This window comes from Pseudomonas sp. AC255, assembly GCF_979258175.1.
Genome location: NZ_OZ409841.1, coordinates 2290349 through 2302520 on the forward strand (window position 1 = coordinate 2290349; position 12172 = coordinate 2302520).

General features: G+C 59.4%; 10 protein-coding genes and 1 pseudogene. 3 read left to right on the top strand and 8 right to left on the bottom strand.

Annotation, left to right across the window (positions count from 1 at the left end; all coding sequences use genetic code 11):
* Positions 1–4: 4 nt before the first annotated feature.
* The 3 genes from ACZZ0K_RS10490 to ACZZ0K_RS10500 all read right to left on the bottom strand — a co-directional run bounded on the left by ACZZ0K_RS10490 (position 5) and on the right by ACZZ0K_RS10500 (position 2523).
* Positions 5–817 (bottom strand): crotonase/enoyl-CoA hydratase family protein, encoded by an 813-nt coding sequence (locus ACZZ0K_RS10490; RefSeq protein ID WP_258706674.1) that lies wholly within the window; start codon positions 815–817, stop codon positions 5–7.
* Positions 818–1004: 187 nt separating this feature from the next.
* Entirely contained in the window at positions 1005–2150 is a 1146-nt protein-coding gene (locus tag ACZZ0K_RS10495; protein ID WP_016774703.1) for a PQQ-dependent sugar dehydrogenase, read from the bottom strand.
* Between the two features lie 52 nt (positions 2151–2202).
* Positions 2203–2523, bottom strand: a complete 321-nt coding sequence (locus ACZZ0K_RS10500) for a hypothetical protein (protein ID WP_150635343.1) — start codon at positions 2521–2523, stop codon at positions 2203–2205.
* A 188-nt stretch (positions 2524–2711) separates the two neighbouring features.
* Between ACZZ0K_RS10500 and ku the strand changes: the two genes are divergently transcribed.
* Positions 2712–3578 carry a non-homologous end joining protein Ku gene (ku, locus tag ACZZ0K_RS10505; protein ID WP_252887934.1) on the top strand — a complete coding sequence of 289 codons (867 nt, stop codon included), beginning with the start codon at positions 2712–2714 and terminating at the stop codon, positions 3576–3578.
* Between the two features lie 131 nt (positions 3579–3709).
* On the opposite strand, the gene lpxO is transcribed toward ku, so the two are convergent.
* Entirely contained in the window at positions 3710–4609 is a 900-nt protein-coding gene (gene lpxO / locus ACZZ0K_RS10510; RefSeq protein ID WP_041480397.1) for a lipid A hydroxylase LpxO, read from the bottom strand.
* Positions 4610–4918: 309 nt separating this feature from the next.
* On the opposite strand from lpxO, the pseudogene ACZZ0K_RS10515 reads away from it, so the two are divergent.
* Positions 4919–5176 (top strand): annotated as a pseudogene (locus ACZZ0K_RS10515) (short chain dehydrogenase); the annotation flags it as partial.
* Between the two features lie 209 nt (positions 5177–5385).
* On the opposite strand, the gene ACZZ0K_RS10520 reads toward ACZZ0K_RS10515, so the two are convergent.
* The 4 genes from ACZZ0K_RS10520 to ACZZ0K_RS10535 all read right to left on the bottom strand — a co-directional run bounded on the left by ACZZ0K_RS10520 (position 5386) and on the right by ACZZ0K_RS10535 (position 9992).
* A complete protein-coding gene (locus ACZZ0K_RS10520; RefSeq protein ID WP_258706673.1) occupies positions 5386–6330 on the bottom strand; it encodes a class I SAM-dependent methyltransferase in 945 nt (314 codons plus the stop codon).
* Positions 6331–6344: 14 nt separating this feature from the next.
* Positions 6345–7712 (bottom strand): iron-containing redox enzyme family protein, encoded by a 1368-nt coding sequence (locus ACZZ0K_RS10525; protein ID WP_258706672.1) that lies wholly within the window; start codon positions 7710–7712, stop codon positions 6345–6347.
* Between the two features lie 108 nt (positions 7713–7820).
* The gene (locus tag ACZZ0K_RS10530; protein WP_151552580.1) at positions 7821–8750 is read right to left on the bottom strand and encodes a ZIP family metal transporter; all 930 of its coding nucleotides are present in this window, start codon (positions 8748–8750) and stop codon (positions 7821–7823) included.
* A gap of 15 nt (positions 8751–8765) precedes the next feature.
* The gene (locus tag ACZZ0K_RS10535; protein ID WP_122611305.1) at positions 8766–9992 is read right to left on the bottom strand and encodes a zinc-dependent alcohol dehydrogenase; all 1227 of its coding nucleotides are present in this window, start codon (positions 9990–9992) and stop codon (positions 8766–8768) included.
* A 374-nt stretch (positions 9993–10366) separates the two neighbouring features.
* Between ACZZ0K_RS10535 and ACZZ0K_RS10540 the strand changes: the two genes are divergently transcribed.
* A complete protein-coding gene (locus ACZZ0K_RS10540) occupies positions 10367–11953 on the top strand; it encodes an ABC-F family ATPase (protein ID WP_016774693.1) in 1587 nt (528 codons plus the stop codon).
* Positions 11954–12172 lie beyond the last annotated feature (219 nt).

Sequence of the window (12172 nt, forward strand, 5' to 3'; positions counted from 1 at the left end):
TAACTCAATCCAGAAATTCGGGTTTCTGTTTGCTCATGTGGGCGGCCATGGCCACGCGCAGATCGGTGGATTGCAACATGGCGGCGTTCCAGGTGGCAACGTATTCAAGACCATCGTCGATGCGATGGTCGCGCATGTAGCTGATCATTTCCTTGGTACCGGTCACGGCGATCGGCGACTTCGCAGCGATGTCACGGGCGATGCCGAACACGCCTTCGAGCAGCGTGTCCTTATCGCCGTAGACGCGATTGACCAGGCCCATGCTGCGTGCTTCCTCGGCGCCAAAGGTGCGACCGGTGTAAGCCAGTTCACGCAGCATGCCGTCTCCGATGATTCGCGGCAACCGTTGCAACGTGCCGACATCAGCGGCCATGCCGATGTCAACTTCCTTGATGGAAAATTGCGCGTCCTCGGCGGCATAACGCATGTCACAGGCGGCGATCAGATCGATTGCCCCGCCCAGGCAATAGCCCTGAATGGCAGCAAGCACCGGTTTGCGGCAATTGTCGACGGCGTTGAACGAGGCTTGCAGATTGAGAATCTTGCGCCGCAGCAGGCGCGCATTGCGGCCCACGTCCTTGCCCAGTTCATTGGCGACACCGGCGAGCATCATCAGGTCGATGCCCGATGAAAAATGCTTGCCGTTACCACTGAGGACCACCACGCGGACTTCGTCGGTATCGTCGATCCACTGGAAGATTTCGACAATCTCGCTCCAGAACGCCGCATTCATTGCGTTGATCTTTTCCGGGCGATTGATCTGCACATGGGCGATGTTGTCGGCCAGTTCGACGCTGAAGGCGGAGTATTGAGTCATGGCAGTGATCCTTTACCGGGCTGGGAAATAAGCCTCGAACTATAACAAGGCAAGGGGGCGGCGGTTCGGCCAAATGCGGGACTGACTGGCGCGGCTCATTTGGGGAGCAGCCGAAGGCTGCGATCTTTTGGGACGCAGAGCGTCCCGGGCTGCATTCCCACGCAGAGCGTGGGAACGATCGATTGGCTTATTTCAGCCCCAGCCTGTAAAGCGAGCCATTCTCTTCATCTGTCAGCACATACAGATAGCCATCCGGCCCTTGACGCACGTCACGGATACGCTGATTCAACTCACCCAGCAAACGCTCCTCATGGACCACCTTGTCGCCATCGAACTGCAGGCGAATCAGCTCCTGGGTCACCAGTGCGCCGATAAACGCGTTGTGCTGCCACGGCGTGAAGCGATCCGCGTCATAGAAGGCCATGCCGGTAACCCCGGGGGATTTTTCCCAGACATGATGCGGCGCCACGGTGCCTTCAGCAGTTTTGCCCTTCGCCTCAGGAATCGGTTGCATCGAGTAGTTGATGCCATGGGTCGCCAACGGCCAGCCGTAGTTCTTGCCACGTTCGATGATGTTCACTTCGTCGCCGCCACGTGGCCCGTGCTCGTTCTCCCACAGCGTGCCGGTCCACGGATTGAGCGCCGCGCCTTGCGGGTTACGCAGGCCATAGGACCAGATTTCAGGCCGGACACCGGATTGGCCGACGAAAGGGTTATCGTCCGGCACCTTGCCATCCGGGAAGATGCGTACGACTTTGCCTTGCAACTTGTCGAGGTCCTGCGCAGTCGGCCGATCGTTGTTTTCGCCCAGGGTGATGAACAGATACCCGTCGCGATCGAACACCAGCCGTGAACCGAAGTGGTTGCTCACCGACAGCTTCGGTTCCTGACGGAAGATCACGTTGAAGTCCTTCAACGTCTTCAGGTCATCGGAAAGCCGTCCGCGCCCTACCGCCGTACCAGCCTTGCCGCCCTCACCACCGCCTTCGGCATACGACAGATAGACCATGCGGTCCTGCTTGAAGTCTGGCGACAGCGCCACATCAAGCAAACCGCCCTGCCCTTTGGCCCAGACTTGCGGCACGCCACTGATCGGCTCCGACAGTTTGCCGTCCTTGCTCACAACGCGCAGATGACCCGGACGTTCGGTCACCAGCATGCCCTTCTGATCAGGCAAAAACGCCAGTGCCCAGGGATGTTCCAGGCCTTGGGCAATGGTGGTGACTTCAAGAATGCCCTGCTCGCTTTTCAGCTCTTTGGGCGCGGCGGCGAACGCCGGGGCACTGATCAGCGCGGCGGCGCAGCAGGTGGCTAGTAGGGTTTTACGCAACATGCACGATTCCTTTTGTTCGTGTGAAAGGCTGACAGAACATCAGTCCTGCCGTTCAACGGTTGCTGCCGGTGCCCCGTGGGGGCGGGTTGGGAATGAAGGTTGGCGGATTGCTCGGCACCGAGCGAATCGGTTGACCATTGCCGATGCCGCGATTTTCAACGGTCGGCTGACGTGGCACGGGAACGGTGTTCGGCCCGCGAAGCGGCGGAGCGCTGGGCTGGGTGCCCTGCATGCTGTTGGGATTGGCCCGGCGGATCGGGCTGTTGTAGGGATTGTTGCTGTTCCCGGTGGGGCTTTGTGCGAGCACGACATCGGCATGAACCAGGCCACCACTTAAGACGAGGACGGCGATGCCAATCAGAAACCGGTTCATGGGAATACCTCTCGATGTGCTTGGACTAGAGCCTTGGAGCCCACGCTACGCCGTGGGTTCGCATTTGTTAACCCTCGTGCCTTAAACAACATGTAACACGGCTTGACCGTACCGCTGGAAGCCGCGCAATCACTGGAAACTTTCTCGCCGCGCCACGGGTCACCTGATCATCACTCGGAGGACAAGTCATGGCTCGGGCAATCTGGAAAGGCGCAATCAGTTTTGGACTGGTACACATCCCCGTGGCGCTGGTTTCAGCGACGTCGTCCCAAGGCGTGGACTTCGATTGGCTCGACAGCCGCAGCATGGACCCGGTGGGCTACAAACGCATCAACAAGGTCACCGGCAAGGAAGTCACCAAAGAGAACATCGTCAAAGGCGTGGCCTACGAAAAGGGCCGCTACGTGGTGCTCAGCGAGGAAGAAATCCGCTCGGCGCACCCCGTCTCGACACAGACCATCGACATTTTCTCTTTCGTCGACGCCGAGCAGATTCCGCTGCAGAACATCGACACGCCCTATTACCTGGCGCCAGACAAGCGCGGCGGCAAGGTCTACGCGTTGCTGCGCGAAACCCTGAGCAAAACCAACAAGGTCGCCCTCGCCCGCGTTGTCCTGCATACCCGTCAATACCTGGCCGCGTTGATGCCGCTGGAGTCGGCGCTGGTTCTGGTGAAACTGCGCTGGCCGCAGGAAGTGCGCAGTCTTGATGAACTGGCGCTGGGCAGTGAAGTGACCAAACCGCAATTGGCCAAGGGTGAGCTGGACATGGCCAAACGTCTGGTTGAAGACATGACCTCGGAGTGGTCGCCTGAGGACTACAAGGACGAGTTCGAAAACAAGATCATGGCGCTGGTCGAGAAAAAAGCCCACGAAGGCAAGATCGAGGACGTCGAGACCACCACTGGCGAGGAAGAACGCAAGACTGCCGATGTTATCGACTTGACCGAGCTGCTCAAACGCAGCCTCGGCGGCAAGGCACCGGCCAAGCCCAAGGCCAAATCAACCAGTAAGGCGGCGCCGGCGAAGAAGACCCGGAAGGCGTCCGGGGAGTAAGCGTTGGGCCAGCTAGAGGTATGTTTGAAGTGAGGCCGCCTTCGCGAGCAGGCTCGCTCCCACAGGGAAACGCATTTCAAAATGTGGGAGCGAGCCTGCTCGCGAAGAGGCCGGTACTGACACCGCAAGTCTCAGATCAGAATAAAGATCGCCAACAACGCCGCAAAAATCGCCCACTTCTCCAGGTAATACCGCGTACGGTTGCGCTTCTTCAGCTCTTTGCCGCGCAAACGGATCTTGTAGATCTTGGTAAACAAGCGGTTGATACCACCGGTCTTGTCCCCCGCATCATTCGGCGCACCTGCCGCTGACATCACGGTGCGGCTGAACCAGCGATTAAACGCGGCGGCCCAGCGGTATTTCAGCGGCCGCTCAATGTCACAGAACAGAATGATCCGGTTCTGATCCGTGGTGTTTTCGGCGTAATGAATAAACGTCTCGTCGAACATCACCGCTTCGCCATCGCGCCAGTGATAGTTCTCACCGTCGACGTTGATGTAGCAGCCGGGATCATTCGGCGTATCCAGACCCAGGTGATAACGATAGGAACCGGCGTACGGATCGCGGTGGCGCACCAGCTTCGAGCCCGGTGGCAGCTCGGCAAACATCGCCGCCTTGATTGAGCCGATGCTCTGCACCAATTCAGTGGTGCGCGGGCACAGCTTCATCGCCGATGGATGGCTGTCGCCGTACCACTTGAGGTAGAAGCGCTTCCAGCCAGTCTTGAAGAAAGAGTTGAAGCCGACATCGTCATACTGATTCGAGCGCTTGATCTCGCCGGCACGCAACAGATTCTGGCCCTCCTCGCGAATCTCTTGCCAGTGCGCCTGCAACGGGCTCAGATCCGGGAAATCCGCCGGATTCAGGTACGGCTTGTTGGGGATTTTCGAAAACAGATAGAGGAAGCAGTTGATGGGCGCGAGAAACGTCGAGTGGTCACTCAATTGCCGCCCCAGCTTGTGGCGCACGCGTCCACGCAAGTGAACGTAAGCAATGGAGATGACATAAACAGCGGCAATGATGAGTTTCACGGAAAAGGGTCACACGTCAAAAGTGAACAAACTGCGCGCGTGGCGACCTGAGGCCCAGCGTCTTATGCAGCGGTCTTGATGCACAGGGCGCGTCCATGGCCCGCGCCGTTTCCGGGCGCTCGGTGAAAGGGTGGCATTTTAGCCACAGTTCGTAACCGATAGTGAACCCTCAACTGTGAAAAACTGTCTTGCGCGTTTGCGTGTAAAGCTCCAGCACACTTGAATCCATACAAACGCCCGTTGCTCATTTGGATGGAACCACGCTTGGCACGCGCTCCTCTATCGCTTACCAATAACGGAGGAACCCCCATGATCGCCCCAGAAACCGGTATGAAACCAGGTCAGCGCTATCGAATTGAAAGCGTCGAGCGCGCGCCGCAATTCTCTGGCTTTTTCTCGATGGAAAGTATTACCTGGGACCTGAGTTGCAGACCGCCGTCGGCTGGCTTGAAGGGCAAATATTCTTCTACGACCAGCTCGACCCGACCGGTGAGCCGGTTTATCCGGGCAGGATTGCCGGCACGATCGAAGGGCTGACGCTGGTAATGCCGGACGGCTTACGGCTGGAGATTGAAGAAGCGCCTTATCTGGCGGAACCTGCTGCGCCAGTGCGCGCTTCCCTCGCCGGGCGCATCGAGCGTATCTCGCGGCAGCCGATTCGCCCTTCGCCGCTGTTGGTAGCCGGGGCCGCGATGCTGGTAGGGGTTTGTCTGCTGACGATCTCGCGCATCAGAAATCGCTGAAGGCCACCGCGCGAGCAGTGGCCCAACTATCGGTCACTGCTCGCGGGTTACCGTCAGTGCGACCACGGCGATGCGCTCGGCGCGCTCGTATTCAGGCTTGAGCAGTTCCTCGCTGAACACATCCGGATCGAGTTCGCGATAAGTCCAGCCAAAACGCTCGCCCTTGAGCAGAGGCGCCACGGCCTCGCGGAACGGGTCCTGCCCGGCGACGATCGCCACGCCGGTGTACACCAGCAACGTGCCGCCGACTTCCAGACGAGGCAACGCTTCACGCACGATACGCACCGACAAGCCTTCGCCCAGCGCCCCGCCGCCGTGGCGATAGGCGCGCTGTTGCTGGTCGTTCATATACGGCGGGTTGGCGATGATCAAGTCGAACTGACCTTCGACACTGGCGAGCAGATCGCTGTGGTACACCGACACGTTGTTGGCCCCGGCCAGCTCAGCGTTGACGGCACTCATGCGCAACGCCTGCGGATTGATATCCACCGCCAGCACTTGGGCATCCGGCCGTGCCTTGGCGATGAGCACCGCCCCGGCGCCGCTGCCGCAGCCGATGTCCACTGCGCGCCTGATCGGCGAAAAGCGCTGCTGCAACTGCGCTTCGATGGCCTGAGCGAAACGGTAGGTATCCGGACCGAAGAACACCGCATCGCTCGCGGTTGTCGGGAAGGCGGAATGAGCGAACAACCGCTCATTGAGCGTCGACCAGCGCACTTGACTGCGCCACACCGCGCCATCGCGTTCGACTACGCCGGCCTGCTCAAGCGTGGCCAGTTCTTCTGCGCGAAACAGCTCTGAAGGAAACGGCATCGACCAGCCAAACACATCACGCAGATCTTTCGCCAACGGCGTGGCAAAGCGCTGCAGAAAACGTTCGTGGGTCAACGGCGTTGGGGTAATGAAGTGATAACCGCTGTCGAGCAGGCGCTTGCCCAACTCGAACAGCGCTCTGTCCGATGTTTCTTGTGCCGACATGAAGCCTCCTTGTTTCAACGCAAGCGGGCGCGCAGTTGCATGAAGCGACGCGTCGCGAAAAGTCCGGCCGGACGCCAGTGCCGCTGGGGTTGCAGCCATGGCATCAACAATGACATCTGTTCGGCGGCAGGCTTGTCGGCCAGTGCCGCTTCCAGGTTGAGCAGATCGGCGTCATCGTCAAAGGTTTCTTCGACGGCAGCTTCGCGGCGTACGTAAGGCCGAGGCCGGGAGGCCGGGCAATCCTGAGTGATCCAGTCGCGCAACAGCTGTTTCTCATAGCCATTGAACACCCCGAACATCGCCGCATCGCTGCCGTCGATCAAACGCCAGAAACGACTTTCTTCCACCGCCTCACCGCGTTTGATCCAGCTTTTGCGCTCCAGCGCCGAAAGAAACTCGCCCATCTGTCCCGGCGTGGCCAGCCACTGATTGATGGTGCGGTTTTCGATGCGGCAGTAGTCGGAATGCATGTGCCGGCCAAAGACAGCTTTACGCTCAAGCATGGCGATGACTTCGTGGTCCAGATCGAACTCTGTGATCACCGCGGTTGTGCCTTTGCCGACATCATTGAGGCGATAACCGACAGCCATGCGCCGGTAGAACTCATCGCGTTCATCGCCAAGTGGCAACAGCTCGAGCATTGATTGCACTGCCTTGCGCGCATGGCCGGTGCTGGCGTTGTCGATGGTCACGTGCAGGCGGAAATAGTGCGGATCGATCCCCAGCTCCGCTAGCTCATAAGCACTGATCAACAAGTGCAGCGGCAGTTGCTCGTAGCCGAGGTTGAAGCCGATGACTTCTGGCAGAAACTGCCCGCCGAAACGTCCCAGTGCCAGCTGCACCGCGCCTTGCAGAAAATACTCGTCGGCAAGACCGCTCAGATCAGAGCATTCATGCTCGGCGAGCAGCTTGCGATAGATCACCACATGATTCTGCCGTGGCACGCCCTCGCCCAACTCTTCCAGATAGGTATCGAGCAAATCGTCGAAACGCGGGTCCTGCCACTGCGGCAACAGCCCGGCCAGCCAGGCGCCATCGACCTCTTTGGTCGGTGCCACATGCAGAATGAAATACAACGCGTGGGATTTGTTGCGGAAATAGCGGCGCGGCGCGCCCTGCTGACGTTGCTCGAGGTAATCGGCGTACTCGGCCGCCACGCTGGCGCAGCGGGTTTCCGACCATTGCAGCAGCTCTTCGGCGCTGCCCGGCAAATCGTCGGACAGCGCAGCCGCCTTGCTCAGCTGCCGGCGCAGGAAGTCCAGTGCCGCACGATCAACCGTGGATTCTTCCGCCAGCAATCGGTCATAGAGCCGTCGCTCGGTATCCGCCGGCGTGGATGTTTTACCCGAAGACTTCCTGGTCGGGATTTCGATCAGCGACATGACTCATTCCCCTGCGTTATTGGCATTGCCTATAAACGAAAGAGTTATTGGCGCTGAAAAAATTCCTTTTTGTGCGAGAAGATACGCTCAGTGGTGCACGTCGGTTTTTTAACCCAAAGCGGTATCGAGAAACATCATCACGCCGAACCCAAGCATCAGCCCGAGCGTGGCAGGCGTCTCGTGGCCGTTGCGGTGAGTTTCCGGAATCACTTCATGCGACACCACAAAGATCATCGCGCCCGCCGCCAGGCCCATCGCCACCGGAAAACCCAACGCAAAACTATTGGTGATGCCCAAACCGATGATCGCGCCCAACGGTTCCATCAATCCTGAAGCGGCGGCAATCAACGCTGCACGCCCTGCGGAAATGCCGGTCACGCGCAATGCCAACGCGACCGCTAGTCCTTCTGGAATGTCCTGAATGGCAATGGCCGTCGTCAGCGGCAGGCCGATTTTCATGTCACCAGTGGCGAAGCTGACGCCGATCGCCATGCCTTCCGGAAGGTTGTGCAGGGTGATCGCCAGCACGAACAGCCAGACCCGATTGAAGCGCTTGGCTTCCGGGCCGCGCCGGCCGCTCTTTTCGTGTTCGTGGGGGACGAAGCGGTCGAGGCCGACCATCAACGCTACGCCCAAAGCCATGCCGGCAACTACGACGGCAGCGGCGAGCATGGGGCTGCTCACCGCTTCCTTCGCCGCCGCAATCCCCGGCAGGATCAGTGAAAAGGAACTGGCAGCCAACATCATCCCTGCCGCAAACCCGAGCATGGTGTCTTGAGTTCGCGAAGTAATCGCCCGCAACGCCAGGGCCAGCAACGCACCGATTGCCGTGGCGGCAAAACCCGACAGACCGCCTAGAGTGGCGAGGCGTAGCGTGTCGCGGCCGGTACTGACCAAACCGGTGTAGCCACTGATCAGCAACAACACGGTTACACCGACCAGGGTCAGCCAGAAAATGCGCCCTCCCCAGCCCGTGCGCGACAGGTTCACAAACCATGCTCGCACGGGAGCTGCGAACGAAGATGACGGTAGCGCCATGAAAAGTCCTCGGTTTCAGGTGGCCGGTACGAACGGCGTGGTTTCATCCAGCTGCGCCAGCGGAACATCGCTGCCACCCGGGGTCAGAATCACCTTGCGGCATTCTTCCTGCTTCTTATTGAAGATCTTGTAGCCCTCGGCCGCCTGCTCCAGAGACAGCCTGTGGGTGATGATCGCTTCGGGCTGCAACTTGCCGGTTTCGATGTAGCCAAGCAGCTCCGGCAGAAAACGCTGTACGTGAGTCTGGCCCATTTTGAAGGTCAGGCCCTTGTCGAAAGCATCGCCGAACATGAAGCCATGGATAAACCCGGCATACACCCCCGGAACGCTGACCACGCCGCCGCGCCGGACGGCGGCGATGCACTGGCGCAAGGCCTTGCCGCTGCTGCCTTCAAGTTTGAGTGTAGCCATGACCGTTTCGGTGGTGCTGCCCTTGGCTTCAAGACCGACGGCATCGACCACGGCATCGACGCCGCGATGGCCGGGAGTCTGGCTGGTAATGGTGTCGGCCGGGTCATCGTCCTTATCGAAGTTGATCGGAATCACCCCGTAGGTGCGCTGGGCATAATCGAGACGGTACTGGTGGTGATCGACCATGAAGATCAGCTCGGCACCGAGCATCCTGGCGCAGGCTGCGGTGAGCAAACCGACCGGCCCGGCGCCGTAGATCGCCAGACTCGAACCCTGTTTAACGCCGGCGTTGATCACCGCTTGCCAGGCAGTCGGCAGGATGTCAGAGAGAAACAGCACTTTCTCGTCCGACAGCGTGCCCGGTACCTTGAACGGGCCGGTATTGGCTTTCGGCACGCGCACCAGTTCCGCCTGGCCACCGGGAATTCCGCCATACATACGGCTGTAGCCGAACAGCGCTGCTGGCGGCGGAATCATTTTCTTGTTCAGCGCCGCGCCGGGGCCTTCGTTGGTGGTCTCGCAAGCGGCGTAAAGCTCTTGCTGGCAGAAGAAGCAATCGCCACAGGCGATCACGAACGGAATCACCACACGGTCGCCGCGCTGCACCGCCGTGACGGCTGGCCCGGTTTCTTCGACGATGCCCATGAACTCATGGCCAAAGATATCGCCGTGCTCGACGGTGGGTATTTTGCCTCGGTACAGGTGCAGGTCCGACCCGCAGATGGCGGTAGCGGTGACGCGCAGGATGATGTCGTCGGCGGCTTCAAGTTTCGGGTCCGGTACGGTTTCGACGCGCACGTCATGGGCGCCGTGATAGGTCATTGCTCGCATGGCTTGGTCCTCACTCGTTTGAACGAAAATGGCTGCTGCTCCACTTTCCGAAGTGAAAATGGCCGAGTGAGTTCATTCGGGTTTTCGAGATTTTGATCAGCGGATATCGGGGACTTCTCGGACGAGCCGATGCGTACGCCCGTTTGCCTGCCATATAACTGCCGTCTGAGTTATGCGACAATGCGCGCCAATGTCCAACAAGAACCCCGTACTCGTCGCTCAGCAGCTTGCCTTCAACGGCCCCAGTTGCGGACGGCTTATGCGCGTTGGCTCAACTCAAGCACAGACTGGGGGAGCTGGAAAAGCTCCAGATTGGTACTCAGGTTTGTACCAGGCACCACAGACCAGCTCTAACCCATTGATAGGTAAGGTAATTGATCTCCACAGCTAACATCACGATGCAGTTTGGCGCCAAGCCGCTGTTCGAAAACGTTTCGGTCAAATTCGGCGCAGGCAATCGCTACGGTCTGATCGGTGCCAACGGTTGCGGCAAGTCGACCTTCATGAAAATCCTCGGCGGCGATCTCGATCCGTCCGGCGGTCAGGTCATGCTCGAGCCGAACGTGCGTCTGGGTAAGCTGCGCCAGGATCAGTTCGCCTACGAAGAATTCACCGTGATCGACACCGTGATCATGGGTCACGAAGAGCTGTGGAAGGTCAAGGCCGAGCGCGATCGCATCTACTCGCTGGCTGAAATGTCCGAAGAAGACGGCATGGCCGTTGCCGAGCTGGAAACCGAATTCGCCGAGATGGACGGCTACACCGCCGAATCCCGCGCCGGCGAATTGTTGCTGGGTCTGGGTATCCCGCTGGAACAGCATTTCGGCCCGATGAGCGAAGTCTCGCCAGGCTGGAAACTGCGCGTGTTGCTGGCGCAGGCACTGTTCTCCGATCCGGAAGTGCTGTTGCTCGACGAACCGACCAACCACCTGGACATCAACACCATTCGCTGGCTGGAAAACATCCTCACCCAGCGCAACAGCCTGATGATCATCATCTCCCACGACCGTCACTTCCTGAACAGCGTGTGCACGCACATGGCTGACCTGGATTACGGCGAGCTGCGTCTGTTCCCGGGCAACTACGACGAATACATGACCGTGGCGACCCAGTCCCGCGAGCAACTGCTGTCGGACAACGCCAAGAAGAAAGCGCAGATCTCCGAGCTGCAATCGTTCGTCAGCCGCTTCTCGGCCAACGCCTCGAAAGCCAAGCAGGCCACCTCCCGTGCCAAGGCGATCGACAAGATCCAGCTGGCCGAGGTCAAGCCTTCCAGCCGCGTCAGCCCGTTCATTCGTTTCGAGCAGAACAAGAAGCTGCACCGTCAGGCGGTCATGGTCGAGAAAATGGCCAAGGGTTTCGATGGCAAGCCATTGTTCAAGGACTTCAGCTTCCAGGTTGAAGCCGGCGAGCGCGTTGCGATCATCGGCCCGAACGGTATCGGCAAGACCACCCTGCTGCGCACCCTGGTCAACGAACTGACCCCGGATGCCGGTAGCGTGAAATGGACTGACGCCGCTGAACTGGGCTACTACGCTCAGGACCACGCTCACGACTTCGAAGACGACGTCACCCTGTTCGACTGGATGGGTCAGTGGACCCAGGGCGAACAGATGATTCGTGGCACCTTGGGCCGGATGCTGTTCTCCAACGACGAGATCCTCAAGTCGGTCAAGGTCATCTCCGGTGGTGAGCAAGGTCGCATGCTGTTCGGCAAGCTGATCCTGCAAAAGCCCAACGTGCTGATCATGGACGAACCGACCAACCACTTGGACATGGAATCGATCGAAGCACTGAACCTGGCGCTGGAAAACTACCCGGGCACGTTGATCTTCGTCAGTCACGACCGTGAGTTCGTATCGTCCCTGGCCACGCGCATCATCGAGCTGAGCCCGAACGGCGTGACCGACTTCAGCGGCACTTATGACGACTACCTGCGTAGCCAGGGCGTCGTTTTTTAAGAGCAGCTTTTAGTTTCAAGCTGCAAGTTAAAAGCCCTGTCCGTGTGACGGGGCTTTTTGCATTCGGCGTTTGGGAATTGTGGGTGCGCAGATATTCGCGAGCAGGCTCGCTCCCACATTGATCGTTCCCATGCTCCGCGTGGGAATGCAGCCCGGGACGCTCCGCGTCCCAACAGCGGACGCAGAGCGTCCATGGCGGCGTTACCACGCAGAGCGTGG